General features: G+C 23.7%; 15 protein-coding genes and 1 rRNA gene. 11 read left to right on the top strand and 5 right to left on the bottom strand.

Translation table 4 applies throughout. The features are described from left to right. Positions 1–69: 69 nt before the first annotated feature. From ACXX85_RS02350 to ACXX85_RS02360, 3 genes are all read left to right on the top strand, one after another. The gene (locus ACXX85_RS02350; RefSeq protein ID WP_458560526.1) at positions 70–1,080 is read left to right on the top strand and encodes a TMEM164 family acyltransferase; all 1,011 of its coding nucleotides are present in this window, start codon (positions 70–72) and stop codon (positions 1,078–1,080) included. A 228-nt stretch (positions 1,081–1,308) separates the two neighbouring features. Then, complete coding sequence (locus ACXX85_RS02355) at positions 1,309–2,019, top strand: hypothetical protein (protein ID WP_458560527.1); 711 nt, start codon at positions 1,309–1,311, stop codon at positions 2,017–2,019. Between the two features lie 469 nt (positions 2,020–2,488). Beyond that, on the top strand, positions 2,489–3,409 hold the full coding sequence (locus tag ACXX85_RS02360) for a hypothetical protein (RefSeq protein WP_458560528.1): 921 nt from the start codon (positions 2,489–2,491) through the stop codon (positions 3,407–3,409). Between the two features lie 34 nt (positions 3,410–3,443). On the opposite strand, the gene ACXX85_RS02365 is transcribed toward ACXX85_RS02360, so the two are convergent. Together ACXX85_RS02365 and ACXX85_RS02370 are read right to left on the bottom strand one after the other, a co-directional pair. Continuing rightward, a complete protein-coding gene (locus ACXX85_RS02365) occupies positions 3,444–4,442 on the bottom strand; it encodes an NAD(P)-dependent oxidoreductase (protein ID WP_458560529.1) in 999 nt (332 codons plus the stop codon). Continuing rightward, complete coding sequence (locus tag ACXX85_RS02370) at positions 4,442–5,545, bottom strand: AEC family transporter (RefSeq protein ID WP_458560530.1); 1,104 nt, start codon at positions 5,543–5,545, stop codon at positions 4,442–4,444. The genes ACXX85_RS02365 and ACXX85_RS02370 overlap by 1 nt, the downstream gene beginning before the upstream one ends. Before the next feature lie 99 nt (positions 5,546–5,644). Here ACXX85_RS02370 and ACXX85_RS02375 point away from each other — a divergent pair, with 99 nt between their 5' ends. Genes ACXX85_RS02375 through ACXX85_RS02385 form a run of 3 tightly spaced genes read left to right on the top strand, consistent with a single transcriptional unit; the run spans position 5,645 to position 7,007 of the window. Then, complete coding sequence (locus ACXX85_RS02375; protein WP_458560531.1) at positions 5,645–6,136, top strand: hypothetical protein; 492 nt, start codon at positions 5,645–5,647, stop codon at positions 6,134–6,136. Beyond that, positions 6,136–6,618: a DUF4231 domain-containing protein gene (locus tag ACXX85_RS02380; protein ID WP_436358755.1), complete on the top strand. Its 483-nt coding sequence runs from the start codon at positions 6,136–6,138 to the stop codon at positions 6,616–6,618. The genes ACXX85_RS02375 and ACXX85_RS02380 overlap by 1 nt, the downstream gene beginning before the upstream one ends. Before the next feature lie 2 nt (positions 6,619–6,620). After that, the gene (locus ACXX85_RS02385) at positions 6,621–7,007 is read left to right on the top strand and encodes a hypothetical protein (RefSeq protein WP_436358756.1); all 387 of its coding nucleotides are present in this window, start codon (positions 6,621–6,623) and stop codon (positions 7,005–7,007) included. 32 nt (positions 7,008–7,039) lie between these two features. On the opposite strand, the gene ACXX85_RS02390 is transcribed toward ACXX85_RS02385, so the two are convergent. Then, positions 7,040–8,794: a ribonuclease J gene (locus tag ACXX85_RS02390; RefSeq protein ID WP_458560532.1), complete on the bottom strand. Its 1,755-nt coding sequence runs from the start codon at positions 8,792–8,794 to the stop codon at positions 7,040–7,042. 166 nt (positions 8,795–8,960) lie between these two features. Here ACXX85_RS02390 and rrf point away from each other — a divergent pair. Both rrf and ACXX85_RS02400 read left to right on the top strand, forming a co-directional pair. After that, a 5S ribosomal RNA gene (gene rrf / locus ACXX85_RS02395) occupies positions 8,961–9,066 on the top strand. 196 nt (positions 9,067–9,262) lie between these two features. After that, a complete protein-coding gene (locus ACXX85_RS02400; RefSeq protein ID WP_458560533.1) occupies positions 9,263–10,054 on the top strand; it encodes a hypothetical protein in 792 nt (263 codons plus the stop codon). Here ACXX85_RS02400 and ACXX85_RS02405 read toward each other — a convergent pair. Beyond that, the gene (locus ACXX85_RS02405; RefSeq protein WP_436358759.1) at positions 10,051–11,085 is read right to left on the bottom strand and encodes an Mbov_0400 family ICE element protein; all 1,035 of its coding nucleotides are present in this window, start codon (positions 11,083–11,085) and stop codon (positions 10,051–10,053) included. The genes ACXX85_RS02400 and ACXX85_RS02405 overlap by 4 nt on opposite strands. A 332-nt stretch (positions 11,086–11,417) precedes the next feature. Beyond that, positions 11,418–12,017: a 30S ribosomal protein S4 gene (gene rpsD / locus ACXX85_RS02410; RefSeq protein ID WP_436358760.1), complete on the bottom strand. Its 600-nt coding sequence runs from the start codon at positions 12,015–12,017 to the stop codon at positions 11,418–11,420. Between the two features lie 208 nt (positions 12,018–12,225). On the opposite strand from rpsD, the gene ACXX85_RS02415 reads away from it, so the two are divergent. From ACXX85_RS02415 to leuS, 3 genes are read left to right on the top strand one after another with little or no spacing between them, the layout of a single operon-like run. Further along, positions 12,226–13,806 carry a hypothetical protein gene (locus tag ACXX85_RS02415; RefSeq protein ID WP_458560534.1) on the top strand — a complete coding sequence of 527 codons (1,581 nt, stop codon included), beginning with the start codon at positions 12,226–12,228 and terminating at the stop codon, positions 13,804–13,806. Between the two features lies 1 nt (position 13,807). Beyond that, positions 13,808–14,953, top strand: coding sequence for a tRNA uracil 4-sulfurtransferase ThiI (gene thiI / locus ACXX85_RS02420; protein ID WP_436358762.1), 1,146 nt, complete (start codon positions 13,808–13,810; stop codon positions 14,951–14,953). Between the two features lie 39 nt (positions 14,954–14,992). Continuing rightward, positions 14,993–17,371, top strand: a complete 2,379-nt coding sequence (leuS, locus tag ACXX85_RS02425) for a leucine--tRNA ligase (RefSeq protein ID WP_458560535.1) — start codon at positions 14,993–14,995, stop codon at positions 17,369–17,371. The last annotated feature ends 28 nt before the right edge of the window (positions 17,372–17,399 follow it).

The raw sequence follows: 17,399 nt of genomic DNA on the forward strand, positions 1-17,399 counted from the left end.
ATTAATATTTGATTTTAAAAACAAAAAATAGTATTATAATTTATATACAAAAATTTGAAAGGAGAAAAAATGCAATTTTTAGATTTTTTTAATTGAAGAAGAAATGTAGTTACATTTGCAGAGTCTAAGATTTTATTTTATTCAATTTTTGCATTAATTCTTTTAGCAACTACTTTTGTTTGAATTTATAAATCAAAAATATATAACCATTTCAATTCAAACCCAGACAAAAAATATTTAAAAAATTTAAACAAAGATCAATTATTTATGGTGATAGGTGCTTTTGTAATAATATTTAATATTTTTAGAATAATTTTATTTTTGGTTCGCGATTATCCTTGAAAATGAGAATTAATTCCTTTACATTTATGTAGATTTTATATAGTTTATTTTGGATTTATTTTCCTTTTCAAAAAGGCACACAATATTAAATATATTAGTATATTAGCTTTTTTAGGTGGAATAGTAGGATTTTTATTTGTAAATTTAGGACCTGTTCCCGAATTTATTAATCAAGACAGAATTTATAATTCTTTCCAACCAGGGACAATAGAATATGAAAGAGCGGGGTTTGACTCTGGATATGACACTTATGCTTACTGAGATTTTATATTAACTCATGGATTTGTAATTTTTATCCCAGTTCTAACACATATTGCATATGGCAAAAAAGCAAAAATAAACATTACAGTAATAACACAAGGACTTGTAATGATGTTAATTTTAGGAATAGTAATATTTTTTGTTTCTTGAATAATGTATGAAATTTTACAAAAAATAGGCAACCCTAAATTAAAAATAGCATTAGATCCTAATTGGTTATACCTTGGTAGAACTGGAATAGGGACTTTGGGAAAACTAACAAGATGACCTTTAAATATAGTAACTTTATCAGTTTTAGTTCCTTTACTTACTTATTTAGCATACTTTATTTATGTATTGTTATCTTCTATAGAATTTGATAATTTTAATGAAAAAAATAAAAATCCTAAAATTAAATTTAGAAAACCAAGAGAAGTTTTCCAAGAACAACAAGATTGAACTTTCTTTAAAAAAATAATGAAAAAAGAAACTAAATAAAATTTATTCTTTTAAGGAGAGAAATGAATAGAATAGAGAAAAAAAATCATAAAGTTTATAGTTATAGAAACAAACATCCATTTATACCTTAGGACAAATCTTTTCTAATATATTAAAACCAATTTTAATTGCTAGTGGTACAAGCATTTCTGCATCAACATATGGATTTTCTGCAGCTTTTAATGCTGTATTATCAATAACATCAATTTTATCTCTATTATTTTAATTATGAAATCATTTTTATTAACATTATTAGCATTTATGCTTTTTTCATTATTAAATTCATTATTTTTCTTTGTGTCTTATAAACAAAAAACTTTTTTAGAAAAAATAGACAAAAGAATTTGAGAAGTGCAAAAAAATACAAAAAATACAAATAGTTCGATTGAATTTATAGATATTTGAGAAATCATTATTAATATTTCCTTTTTTATATTTTTTATAGTAATGTCTACAATTGAATCTTACAATCAAGAAAGTAATAATGTATATTGAATCTTATCGATTATTTTTAGTATTTTGTTTATAATTTTCTTCATATTAATTTTTGTTATTTATAAGATAAAACTTTCTAAAAAAACAAAAAGCAAAGAAAAAACAGAAAATCCAATCCAAGAATTAATTAATTTTTGAGAACAAAATAAAGACTTAGAAAAATACAAAAACTTAACTTTTTATAGAAAAAACAAAAGTAGAAAAGATTTTATAATAAAAAGATTAAATAAACAAATTGAGTTAATTAAAAAAGAAAAAATGACTGATGCTGAATTATTTAATTCCTTAATTAATATTTATTTTTCTTGTTTTGTTATTTATTTATTTGGAAACAATACATATATTTTTAAAGATAAAAACTATATAAACAGAAAAGAAAAAGATTTTTATAAAATAACATTATGATACACACTAAATTTGTATTTTTCAAAAAACAAAAATTAATTTTATAAAGAGAATACCTATATAAAAAGGTATTTTTTTTTTTTTTTTAAAAGTGATATAATATATTTACATATATTATGAAAAAAAAGGAGGATTATGAACAACAACGAAATTAAAAAAACACTAAAATGAATAAATAATGATTATTCATTTTTTAGGCTTATATTCTTTTTAAGCTTTAATTTTTTAATCCTTATATTTCCTTTAATTTTACTTATAATAGATTTAATTTTTAGGACTGAAATTTATAATAAGTTAGTTGCAAGCGGCATAATTACTTCACTTCTTTTTTATTTATTTCCAATTTTATTTTTTCCTTTTATATTGTGAATACTAATAAAATACATTTTAATTTTAACCATTAAAATACAGATTTTAAAAAATAAAGAAATAGATTATAATGACTATACAAATAAAGTAAAAATGTTTTTTATAATGAATTTTAATTGAAAAAGATTGAGGGGAAATTATGAAGACAAACTTCTTTAGTTTAAAAAATGAAGTTGAAAAATTAACTTATTTAAGTTCGAGATTTAAATTATTTTTCTTTATTTTCATAGATTCTTTTATTTTCATTTTAACCTTATTTTTATCTGTATTTTATATAATCAAATTTAATGAAGTACCACACAAAGAAGTAGTTATATATGTTATTGTATTTTGTTTTATATTTTCCATATTCTTTTTATTTGCAGCACTAAGAAGAGTAATGATTTTTGGACTATTATATTTTTATTATGAAAATAGAAGTGATTTAATTTGTTTTGCTTTAATATTTTTAATAAATTTATTTTCTTTGAGGATTGGTTCAGTAATTAATTGCTTTAAATTTATTAAAAACAGAAAAAATCTAAATTTTATAGAATCTAATTTAGATTTAGATAAAGTAATTTTTATAGGTGAAAAAGGTTTAGAATTATACTTCGATGATTTTTTTATAATAAAAAGTATCACTTTAATTTCTGATGATAAAAATTACGATTTGAAAGGGAAAATAAAGGATTTTTGTATAGAAATAGAACGAGATAAAATTTATAAATATAAAGATATTGAAATAGTTTTGGCAAATACACAAGAACTTTTTGTTGATAAAATAGATATTCAAAAAATTAATAATTTTAAAACCTTAAAATTTTATATTTTACTTTGTTTACTCATTAATTCTTTATATTTAAACAAAAATAATTATAAAAAAATGGTAGACAAAATTAATTTAATAGATTTTGTTTCAGAAGACGCTTGAATTTCTGATCAAGAAATAATGAAAGCAAAATCACAGCTAATATTACCTTCTAATTTAAAAGAAAATCTTTATCTAAAAGAAACAAAATATTTAGATAATTTATGACTTATGTATAGGATAATAAGGTTATTTATAAGTAAAGAATAAAAAAAGTTAACAAATAATTGTTAACTTTTTGTTTTTAGTAAACTTTATTTTTACAATCTCCGGTAGTTAAAAATTCATTTAAGTTATCAAAAGATTGTTCAACCATATTTGCAACTGCTTCATCTGTATATGAACCTATGTGTGGAGTTGCAACAAATCTTGGATAATAAGTCATTAATTTTTGAACTGTTTCATTTGGAAGTTCTTTTTGGTGTTTTTTAAAGAAAATTTCACCTTCGTTGTTAAATACATCTGCAGCAATAGCACTTAATTTGTTAGTTTCTAGAGCTCATAATAAAGCATTTTCATCTTGAATTTGACCACGAGCTGTATTAATTAAAATAGCATTATCTTTCATTTTGGAAATAAAATCTTTATTTATCATTTTATCATTTTGACCTTTAATATAAGGGATGTGAAATGAAATAATATCTGATTTTGCTAATAAGTCGTCTAAATTTGTGTATTCAAGCACTTCTTTTGCTTTGTCATTTGGAAAAGGATCAAATCCTAGAACTGTTGTACCTATTGATTTAAAAAAGTGAGCAGTTCAATATCCGATTTTTCCTGTTCCGATAATTCCTACTGTGGTGTTTTTAAATTCTCTTGCAAAACCAAAAGGATCAACAGTAAAATCGTTATTATAACCTTTATGAGCAAAATGAAGACTTTTTCTATTTAACATTACACCAAGTGAAAATGCTAATTCTGAAATAGCTGTTGGAGAATATGAAGGAACTCTTGCTGATTTGATTCCTAGTTCTTTCATTTTCTCTAAATCCATATGATCTGTACCAACAATTCTAGCTAAAATGTATTTAATACCAAAAGAATGAATTTTTTCTACAACAGCTGCATTAACTTTATCGCTTGCTCTTGTAATAACTGCATCAAAACCTTTAACACTATCAACAGTATTTTCATTTAATGAATCAGAACGAAGTTCTAATTCATAATTGTATTTATTAAATTTGTGGAAAATTTCTTTTTCCACTTCTCTTACTCCAAAACAAATAACTTTTATATTTGCCATTAAAATACCAATCCTAAAATAACTATTCAAACAGGCATCATTACAATAGCACAAAGAGTTGCTAAAGCAGAACACTGTGCTGAATAAGTTTCATGCATTTTGTATTTCATGGAATAAGCAATAACAACTGTTGAAGGTGGAACTGCAGCAAAAATAACCATTGAACTTGCAACATGACTAGTAACTACTCCTGTATATTTTAAAGGTAACATTATTAATAGAACTAGTGATGGTATTGCTATTAATTTAATTGCTACAAATATTCAAACTCATATATCTTGTATTGCGTTTTTCAAAGGAACTGTAGCAATAGTCATACCAATTGTTATTCAAATTAATGGTGAAGCTAAACCAGAAAGAGTTTGAATTATTTTGTGTAACGCAGGAAGAGTTTTACTTAATTCAAATCACCCTAGTATAACTCCTGTTTTGTTACCGTTTTTATCTACTACATTTCAAGTACCACCAGGAATTAATTGACTTAATCATAAAATTAAACCAATAAATGTAGCGATAACAATTGGATTTAATAAAGCGGTTTTAATTGATTTTGAAAAGTTTGCTTTATTGAATTTAAGACCAGACATCAACATAAAACATAGAGAATAAAGGAAAATTCTGTATGGAATGTTTCAGATGTTAGCTGCTAAAACCCCATTTTTGTCATAAACTGCTTGAATAATAGGTAGTCCAAAGAATGTTGTTGAACCAAAAATTAACATCATTCAAATAACTAAAGCTCTTGATTCTGTAACATTTTTGCCACCTAAAGTTTTGACAACTTTAGATTTGGATAATTTGGGAACTTTTACAAATTTAACTCAAACTAGTGCTATGATACACAGCACTATGTAAAAAGCAAAAGCGACTCCAAGAATTACAGCTTGTTCAATTAAACTTTTAATTGTAATGGTTTTCATAAAACCGTTTAGTGCAAGAGCAGGTAAAGCAATTAATAAAACAATTTGATTTATAATTCCTTTACCTTCTTGTTTTAAAATTTTAAATTTTGCGAATAAGTAACCTATTGTAATAATCCCGATAGAAGCAATTATTGCTCCCCATAGGGATTGGTTACTCACTGTTTTGATAAATTGATCCATATTTATAAAAAATTTCTCCTAATTTGAGTTTAAAACTCATATATATTTTACTATTTTATTTTTAAAAAATAAAGTATAATATGTGCCGTCGGAGGAAAAATGAAAAATATTAATATTCAATTGCTTGAATATGTAGAAAGCAAAAAAAGAAAATTAGCAAAAGAAGCAAAATATTCTTCTATTTTAGATAATTTTATTAAATGAGCTTTAATAATTTTAAATTTAACTATTATTACAATTGCGATAACAGTTATTGTTATAGAAGTAAATCGTTATAATTCTATCCCAGCAGAAACAAGAAAATCATTTTTTGATGAATTAGGTTTAACAATTGTACTTGCTTCCTTTATCGTTCTAACCTTTTTATTTAATTTATTTTTATCTATTTATAGAGAAGTAATGAAATTTAAAGATTATAAACAAGCAATGAGAAAAATAACATATATAACATATAAATTAAGAGAAGATGAAAATTATTCAAAAGAACAATTTGATAAAGAATTTAATCAAATTGAAAAAGATTTTTTAGCTAAAAAACAAGTTTCAAAAGGGCAATTAATCAAGAAATTTATTTTAGGAGGTGGAAAATAATGAATGTAAAATTATTTGATTCTACAAAAGAATTTATTGATTATATAACTTTAAAAACTAATATAAAAGCAAAAATTTATAAAATAATTTTTTGAGTAGCTGCTCTATTTTCATTATTATTTACTTTCTTTTCTGGTTTAATGGGAGTTGCAAAACTAGCTTCTTCTAGATTAGAAGAATTTAAAGGATTTGCCCTTTTATTCACTTCAGAAGTTGATGGAAAAATAGTAGATCAATGACCAATTTTCACATTGTGAATAGGAATTTCTTTAGCTATTTTAAATGGATTATTAGCTTTATTTGTTGTAAAGAAAAAATGAATAAGAAATCAAAAAGTTAATAATTTAATTTATTTAGAAAAAGTTCTTTTTGAAGCAAATGAAGGAAAATATGCAGAAGCAAAAAATAAAGATTTATTATTTTTTGATAGAGTTTCTGAAATACTTGGTAATAAATATTCACTTAACGAAGGAGAAGAATAATTATGGATTATTCAAATGAAATAAACAGAACTAAAAAAAGTATGAAAAGTTTAACTACTAAGTATTTAAGATCCAAATGAACTTTCTTAATTGTAAGTATTGCTTTAATTTTAATGAGTGCATTTAATGGATTGTTATCTGCTTATGCTATTGCTAAAAACCCAAATTTAACAGCAGTTTGATTATTTGTAACAATTTCAATCATAACTACAATAATGGCGTTTTTAACAGCAGCAGCTACATTATTTGCTTTCTCTAAAAAAAGAGAAACAAACAAGCAAAAAGCTTTATATTTAGAACAAATTGAACAAGATTTAAAAAATGATTCATTAACCATTTCAAAAGATGAATTAGTTGTTGAACTTGCACAAATAGATATTGAAGAATAAAGAAAATAACACTTAAAAAAAGTGTTATTTTTCTATTCGTCTAAGTCGTCTTCATCAGCAAATTCATTGTCTTCTTCTGTTTCTTTTTGTCTTTCAAATCCTTCTAAAGGATTTTTCTTATCATCTGTAAATAAGAAGGAAGAAATAATTATAGGATTTCTTCTTTTTTCTTTATAAAAGAAAGGAATTAAACGATCTTTTATTAACTGTCTTAATTCAGGAACTGTTCAATCTTCTTTATTTTTGATTGTAAATAAAACAGCTCCATGAACTAATCTCTTGATTTCTTCAACAAAATCGGTTGATGTTTTAACATAGAAGCAACCTCTAGAAACTACTCTTGGTTTTCCTACTATAATGTTTTTATTTCTATCTATTGCAATAGCAATATAAACAAAACCATTTTCACCTAAAGCAACTCTTTCTTTCATTAAAGAAACATTAACTTTGGAAACCACATCTCCATCAATAAAAATTGGTCCTGGATTAATAAATTCCTTTGTAGTTACGAGTTTTTTGTTTATTAAATGTAATACTTCACCTATTCTTGGAATTATTACATTATTAGGATTTACTCCGTTTTCAATGGCAGTTTGTCCATGAACTACTGACATCCTAAATTCTCCATGGTAAGGAACAAAGTATGTTGGTTTGGTTAATCTAAAGATTTTTTCGTGTTCTTCTTTATAAGCATGACCTGAAGTATGGAGATAACCATCAACCCCATTTTCTTTAATAATAGCACCTGTTTTATATAGTTTATTAACTAATAATTCAATTTTGATTCTGTTTCCAGGGATTGGAGAAGAAGAAAAAATAATCATATCTCCGTGTTTTAAGGTTATTTGTGGATGTTTTCCTTGTGACATTCTGGTTAAAGCAGCCATCTGTTCACCTTGTGAACCTGTGGTTAAAATAACAAGTTCGCTATCTTGGTATTTTGAAATGTTTTTCTTATCAATAAAAACATCGTTAGGAGCATCAATATATCCCATTTTTCTTCCTATTTGTACTCCATTTACCATTGATCTTCCAAAAGTTACAACTTTTTTACCAAGTTTAGCAGCAAGTTCAATAATAACTTTAACTCTGGTTAAGTTAGAAGCAAAAGCAGTAATTATTATTTTCTTTTTAGCATCTAGCATATGAGCTTCTATATCTTTTAAGATATCTTTTTCACTTGGTGAGTGAAAAGGTCTCATTGCATTTGTAGAATCGGAAAGAAGCACACTTAAATCTTCTTTACCTATTTGTTCTAGTTTGCTAAAATCGGTTAGATTTCCAATGGGTGTATAGTCAAATCTAAAGTCTCCGGTACACATAATGGAACCATTTGGAGATTTAACTCTTATTCCAAAAGCATCAGGAATTGAATGTTGAGCAGTTCAAAAATCTACTTCTAGTGTATTGAAAGTATGAACAGCATCTCTTTCAATTTCTACATACTCTACTTTTTTTCTAATACCTCTATCTTCAAATTTAGCTTTTAAATATTGAATAGCAATTCTTGGTGCAAAAATTTTAGGAATATGAACTTCTTGTAGTAGATAAGTAACACCACCAATGTGATCTTCGTGTCCGTGAGTTATAAATAAACCTCTAATTTTGTGCTGATTTTCTTTTAAATAAGAGTAATCAGGAATTATTCCTTTAATTCCAGTAGCAAAGGTATCGGCAAATTTAATACCTGCATCAATTATTACTATGTCATTTTCGTGCTCTATTATAAGGGTAGATTTACCTATTTCTTGCATTCCACCTAATGCAAATAATTTTGTTGGTTTCATATGTCTCCTAATATATTAATTTAAGTTAAAATAAAAAAAGAAATTTAATTAATTGTTTAAATTTTACAATAAAAAAAATTTTTTATAATTAATTTTTAAATTTTGTAAATTTATACAAAAAATTAAAAAAAATCTTGACAAATTTACAATTTATGGTAATATATATACAAGCGACCATAGCAAAGGGGATCACCTGATACCATTCCGAACTCAGTAGTTAAGACCTTTTACGCCGAAGATACCAGAGATGGGAAAATAGGGAGTTGCTGCTTTTTTTTATTCCTTTTTTAATTTTATAAAAGTATTTATTGAATTTATTTGAATAAATTTATATTATTTTATGAATATATTAGATTATTATTATTATTATATAATTATTATGTAAATACAAAAATAAAGGACGGAAAAAATGAAGAAAAAATATTTCAATTTATTAATTATAAACACTATTTTTGTAGGTGAAATCTTATGCTAAAAAATAAATTATTATTTTCAGTTTCTTCACTAGTTAGCATTCCTATTTTTGCTACTTCAGTGGTTTCTTGTGCAACAACAGAAAAAGACAAAGAAAAAAATCAATATGAAAATTATAAAATTGAGTTTAATAATTTAGGTGATAAAGAAATTGTTAAATCTAATGAAACTTTTACCTTTTTAAGTAATTCAAGTGTTAGTTCAAATGAAACAAAACTTAAGGATTTTTATCTAATAAAAGATGAAAAAGATATAGATAATCTTAAACAAACTTTATTTTACTATGTTATAAATTATGAAAAAAATGATAATGTTAAAGAAATAGAACATATGAATAATTTGCTTAATTATCAAAAAGTAGCTTTTTATTTAAGCAAAATAAATTTAAAAGAAAATTTTTATGTATTAAATAACTTTGTTCATACAAAATCGTTAGATACTTTATTTAAATCACTATTTAAATCTAATGATTATAATTACAATGATTTAAATTCAAAACAAAAGGAATTTCCTTTATATTCAATTATTCAAAAAGAAAATAATGCTTTAAATTTTTATTCTACCAATCTAGAATTAAACGCTAAATTAAAAGAAAATAATGAAAGCGAACCAACAGATGAAACAGCAAATTATGTAGAACCATCTTTTAGTTACATTGCTTTTGAAGTTCCAAGAAAATTATTTAATCCAGAGCAATTGCAAACCTTAAAAATAAATAATACTTTTTTACGTTATAATGAATTTGTAAAATTTTTAAGCAAAAACACTAAACAAAAAATCAACTAATGTTGATTTTTATTTTTTTGCAATGTTAAGCGAATATTTTTCATTTCTTCAGATGAAATTTTTGGATCAGCATATTTTAGAACATCTATATTAGATAATAATCCTTCTCTTATTTCTTTCATTTGTCAATTATCGTAAATTGGTTTAGCATATAGAGAAACATCTAAATTTTGTTCTAAACCTAAACGAATTTGTCCCATTTGAAAACAATTAAAATTATTTGTTGCATATTTAGATACATCTATTTTTGATTCTAAACCAAGAAAAATCTGTTTTAGTTGCGATGCACAATAATGGTGGCAATTAAAATTATTAGTTTCAATGAAAGACTTATGATTATTAATTATAGAACTTTTGTGTTGTTCAAAATAATCAATTTCTTCCATTAATTCTTTATATTCGCTATTTGTACCTAAATAAATATTTTTGATTTCTAATAAAGTTTGTTTTAATGTGTTTCTGTTGTTTAAGATATCTAAAACCAATTTTTCCTTTTCTAAAATTGACTCTTCACTGTTATTTGAATTTTTAAAGTGATTAAAATCTCTAGTTAAAAAATCTTTATGGCAATAAAGTGTTTTAGAATAAATTTGGTCATTTTTTATAGAAATTTCACTTAAAGAAACATATGGTGGATTTTGTTTGAGATTATCTCAAAGCATAAAATAAATGTTTTTAATATCATCTAAATCTAGAAATTTGGTATCTAAATAAAGTAAATTATTTTTATCAAAAACTTTAAATAAATCTTTTTCAAAAATTTTATAAATTTGAGCAGTATCTATAAAACTATCGTGATTTAATAATCCATTATTTGCCTTTTTAATTAGATATTCACCATTAAGTTCGTGTCTGAAATTTTTATGTTTTATAGAACTGCGACATTTTAAGTAATAATATATTTCTTCCCATTCGTTATAAAAAATAATGACTGGATGTTTGTGAAAATCATCTTCTAATCTATCAAATGTTATTGATTCTTCCGGAAAAAACGGTTTCATTGTGTCAATGTGATTTTTATCTTTTTTCATTTTAATTCCTTATATTTTAATTATAGTGCTATTAATAGTAAAAAGTGAAAAAAAGAAATATTAAAACAGGAACTAAATAATTATGTTCCTGTTTTTCTCACATACAGATTGTGCTTATTTTCCAATTCAAATATAAATACTAGGAGCATTTAGTTGTATCTAATAATTTTAAATATATAAAAGAATACTATAATTAGCTAATTTTGCCACTTAACTAATTAAATCTAATTTCTATCTAATTTAATTATTAGATACCAATTAGATTTTACAAAAAAAAAAAAAAAAGCAAGTTTTTGACAAAAAAACACAGGAGAATTCCTGTGTTGAAATTATTATTTGTTGTAGAACTCAACAATTAAAGCATCATTGATTTCTTGACTTAATTCTCTTCTTTCTGGTAATCTTTTTAAAGTAGCTTTAAAATCTTTATATTCAATTCATTCTGCTTTTTGTTTTAATTCAAGTGCTGCAGTAATTTGAACGTTTTTTCTTGATTTTTCTTTTAGTTCAACTACATCATTAATTGAAACTTGCATTGAAGGAATATCTGCTTTTTTTCCATTTAAAGTAAAGTGACCATGATTTACTAATTGTCTTGCTTGTCTTCTTGTTGTAGCAAATCCTGCTCTGTAAACAATATTATCTAACCTTGTTTCTAACATTTGTAAGAAGTTTGTTCCAGCAACACCTTTACGTTTTGAAGATTTAAAGAAAGTGTTTTTGAATTGTCTTTCATTTAAACCATACATAAAACGAACCTTTTGTTTTTCGTGTAAGTGTAATCCATAATCAGATAATTTAACTTTCTTTTGTCCGTGTTGTCCAGGAGCGTAAGTTCTTTTTTTACCTTTTGCAAATTCTTTACCAGTTTCTAAAATTGAAAATCCTAATCTTCTTGATTTTTTGAAAATTGGACCAGTATATCTTGACATTTTTCCTCTTTCTGCAAAAAACGTTAAGAAATAATTCCATATTATTTTTTTAAATTTAATGGTTTCGACATCCAGCAAAGTTTACTTCCAAATTTAAAACAAATTTAAAAAATATTAATATATATTATTTAGCTGTGTTTATTGCTTTAATATTTTACATCATTTTTGTATAATTTAATAGCAAATGAAGTATTTTTTATTTTTTTTATTGGGATTTTTAGTTTTATTATTGATAACTGGATTAATTATCCTTATTTTTGTTTTACAAAAAAGAAGAAAAGAAAAAGAAAGAAATAAAAAAGAACAAGTTAAAAAAAATGAAAAAAACAATTCTATAAAAAACGAAATTGATATTTTAATAAATCAAATAAAAATTTATTTTAAGCATGAGCATTTAAAAAACGAAGAAGAAAAACAAAAAGAAGTTGAATTAAAAGAAATAATTAAAAAACATAAAGATAAAAACGAAGAAGAAACTAAATTTTTAAGCAGAATTGAAAAAGCAAATATTATAAATCATTCTTATGAAGTTATAGAGTTAAAACTTAACAGTTATTTTACAGATAGAGTTCAAATATTAGAAGAACTAAAAGAAAAATATAACTATATTTTTGAGAATAATAAGTTTTTTTTAGGATACTATAATAAAATGACTCAAGATCTTCATAAAGCTAATACATTTGTTAAAAACAATGAAGACAAAATAAAATATATTCATGCAAAAATTGATAAACTAATTAAAAAAATATCAAACAACAATGTTTTTATTTCTCAAAATTATTATTTAAACTATAAAAAAGAAGAAAATATCAAAAAACTAATTGAAAATAAAGAAAATATAATTCATTTATTTAAAATTTTAAATTATGTAGTTAAATTTACTAACGAAATAGACAACAATTTGACAAATATTTTTGAATCATTAAAAAATTTTTATTTTGAAAACAAAGAAGAATTTCAATTGGAAAGAGTTTTTTCTTTTGAAGAATACAAAAAGCAAGTAGAAATTCTTTTTAATAATGTCAAGAAAGCACATAAAGAAATTGATATTGAAAAAGTTAATATTAATTTAAAATTTATTTATAAATTAACATTAGAAAACAAAGAAAAAATAGAAAAAGAAAAAAGATCTAAAGAAATAGTAATAGAAAACATTTTGATTATAAAAAATAGAACAGCAAGGAAAAAAAATGAGTTACTTCTTTTCATAGAAAATAAAGAAAATACAGCATTTATACAAGCAAAAGAAGAATTAGATAATATAAATTTATTATTAGAAGATATTTTATTAAATAAAGAAACTTATCTTGAACAAATAGAAAAAATAAAAAGTATTTTTGAAAAATTCATAATTATAGATTTTAAGTTAATCGCTTTAAAAAATATTTATTTTTTTGAATTAAAAGAAAAGAATTTATTAAACAATTTTTCTTTACAAAAAGAAATAATTACTGATTTTTTGGTAAATAAACATAAAGAAAATATAAATGAAAATTTCAAAAAAGAAATATTGAATTTGTTTCTATTGATAGAAAATGAAGAAAAAAATGACCAAAAAATAATTTATATTAAAAAGTTAAATGATTTATTGACAAATAATATAGAAATATTTACTGATTTTTTATACAAAGAAATATTAAATTTTTTATATAAAAATATGAATGTTTTTAGGAGTTCTAAAAACAAACTGGATGCCAGTTTTAAAATAGCAGAAGAAATGCATAGACAAGGAAACTATCCACAAGCATTAGAAAATATAGTAAAATTTTTAGAAAAGGAAATAATATAATATGTATGATTTAATTTTAATAAGATATGGTGAATTAGTTTTAAAAGGTGGTAATAGAAAACAATTTATAAACACTTTGAAGCAAAACATAATAAAAATTACAGGGGAAATTCCAGAAGTAAGTTTTGATAGAATGTATTTACCTTATAGCGAAAAAACTTTAGCAAATTTATCTAAAGTTTTTGGTATTTCTTCTTTTTCTCCTGTAAAAAGAGTAGAAACTAATATAGAAAGCATAAAAGAAGAAGTTTTAAGACAATTTGATGATAATCTTTTAAAATTTAGATTAAATTGTCATAGAAACTGAAAAAAATTCCCTTTAAATTCACAAGAAATTATAAAAGAAGTTGCTACCGAATTATTTGCAAAAAAACAGGAAATAAAGGTAGATTTGGAAAATTTTGATCAACAAATCAATATTGAAGTTAGAGAAAAATATTCTTATGTTTTTTCTAAATTTTATAAAGGATTAGATGGTTTACCTGTTGGTATTTCTGGTAAAGTTTTACATTTAATTTCTGGAGGAATTGATTCTCCAGTTGCAGCTTTTGAAATGATGAAAAGAGGTGTGCATATTGATTTCTTGTCTTTTATAACACCACCACACACTGATGAAAAAACAGTTCAAAAAGTAGATAAAATTATTCAATTGTTATCTAATTATCAAGGTGGTTCTAAATTATTTCAAATAAACTATACAGATTTAATGAATTACATCGGTTTAGTTTCTGACCAGTCTTATAAAATAAATCTAATGCGTAGAAGTTTTTATAGAATAGCAGATATTTTAGCTAAAAAATTTGGTTACATAGCTATATCTAATGGAGAAAATTTAGGGCAAGTTGCATCTCAAACTATGGAATCAATGGATGTTATTGGTAGTCAAACAAGTTTACAAATATATAGACCATTATTAACTTTTAACAAAAATGATACTATTAAATTAGCTAACAAAATAGGTACTTATGAAATTTCTATTGAAAAAGCAAATGAAGCTTGTGAATTATTTGCTCCTAAAAAACCAGTTATAAAACCAACTTCAGAATTTGCACAAAAATATGAAGAAGAGTTATCTGAAATTAAAAAAATGGAAATAAGTGCAATTGAAAAAGAAATGATTTTGAAAAGATTTAAAACACAAAAATAAATTTTTTCAAAATTGTTTTTTTTATATAATAATAATATTATGTATAATCACAAAGAAATAGAAAAAAAATGACAAAAACACTGAGAAATTAATAATTCATTTAAAACAACAGAAAATAAAGAAAAAAAATTTTATGTTCTTGATATGTTTCCATATCCATCCGCTTCAGGTTTGCATGTTGGACATCCAGAAGGTTACACAGCAACAGATATAATAGCAAGATATAAAAGACTAAATAATTTTGATGTTCTTCATCCAATGGGATGAGATGCTTTTGGTTTACCAGCAGAGCAATATGCACTAAAAACAGGAAATCACCCTGCTTCTTTTACACAAAGTAATATTCAATCTTTTAAAAAACAGTTAAAAAGTTTAGGTTTTTCATATGACTGATCTAAAGAGGTGGATACTACTGATCCTAAATTTTACAAATGAACACAATGAATATTTAAAAAATTATATGAACATAATTTAGCAGAAATAAAAGAAGTTGATGTTAATTGGTGTGAAGAATTAGGGACCGTTCTTGCTAATGAAGAAGTGATAACTGATAACGAAGGAAATAAAGTTAGTGAAAGAGGTGGTTTTCCAGTTATTAGAAAACCAATGAAACAATGAGTTTTAAAAATTACTAATTATGCAGATAAATTGTTAGAAGGATTAAATGACTTAGAATTTTCGGATTCATTAAAAGAATTACAAAAAAATTGAATAGGAAAATCTGAAGGTCATACAATTAAGTTTCATATCGAAAATAATAGTGAAATTATAGAAGTGTTTACAACAAGAATTGATACATTATTTGGCGTTACTTTTATTGCTATTTCTCCAGAAAACAAATTAGTAGATGTGATTATTAATAATCCAAAAATAAAAGAATTTATTGACTTTACTAAAACTTTAAGTGAAAGAGATAGAGTTTCCAATAATAAAGAAAAACACGGTATTTTTACAGGTTTATATGCTATCCATCCTTTAAATAATAAGAAAATTCCAATTTGAATTGCTGACTACGTTTTAAATTCTTATGGAACGGGTGCTGTTATGGGAGTTCCTGGAGAAGACGAAAGAGACTATGATTTTGCTAAAAAATATGATTTAGAGATAATTAAAGTTGTGCAAGATAATAAATTAATTAATTCGGAAGAGTTTAATGGTTTAGAAATTTTAAAAGCAAAAGAAGAAATTTATAAATTATTAAATGAAAAGGGAATTTCTGAAAAAGAAATAAGTTACAAACTAAGAGATTGAATTTTTTCAAGACAAAGATATTGAGGTGAACCATTCCCAGTTTATTTTGATGAAGAAGATAATATTTACATAGATGAAGGAATTGTAGAATTACCATATATGCAAAATATTAAACCTTCTAAAACAGGAGAGTCTCCTTTAGCAAATAACAAAGAGTGATTATACTTTGAAAAAAATGGCAAAAAATACAGAAGAGAAACTAATACAATGCCACAGTGAGCTGGTAGTTCTTGATACTTTTTAGCTTTTATTCTTAAAAATGAAGATGGATCATATTTAAATATAGATAGTCCAGAAGCATATAAAAGATTTAAAAAATGACTTCCTGTAGATTTATACATTGGTGGTCAAGAACATGCTGTAGGACATTTAATTTATTCTAGATTTTGACACAAATTCCTTTATGATATAGGGATTTTACCTAATGATGAACCTTTCTTTAAGGTTGTAAATCAAGGAATGATTTTAGGTACAGATGGGCAAAAAATGTCTAAAAGTAGAGGAAATGTTATAAACCCAGATGATATCGTAAACGAATATGGTGCAGATACTTTAAGAGTTTATGAAATGTTTATGGGACCATTAACTGATACAAAAGAATGAAGTACAGATGCAATCCAAGGGATAAGAAGATGATTAGATAGAGTTGAAGTTATTTTAGATAAATTCGCAAATAATGATTTAATTGATGCAAATTTTGATGATTCAGAGATGATTTCTTTATGACAGGAAACTATTAAAGAAGTTACAATCGCAATTGAAAATTTAAAATTCAATATTGCTATTAGTAAACTTATGGTTTTCATAAATGGTTTATATAAAACTGAAAAAATTTCCAACAAACAAATGTTAATTGATTTTTGTATAATGCTTTCTGTTTTAGCACCACATCTTTCAGAAGAATTGTTAAGCAGATTACAAGCAAATGAAATAAGCAAGCAATCATGACCAATTTTGCAAGAGAATTTAATTTTAAATAAGAAAATTAAATTACCGATTCAAATTAATGGAAAAGTTAGAGCAGTAATAGAAAAAGAAGAAACCGATACAGAAGATTCTCTTTTTACTAAAGCTTTAAGCGAACCTAATGTAATAAAAAATATTGATAATAAAGAAATTAAAAAGAAAATCTACATAAAAGATAAAATAATAATTTTTAATGTATAGTATTTTTATAAAAAAACACAGACATAAA

The organism is Mycoplasma sp. Z386 (assembly GCF_054343375.1).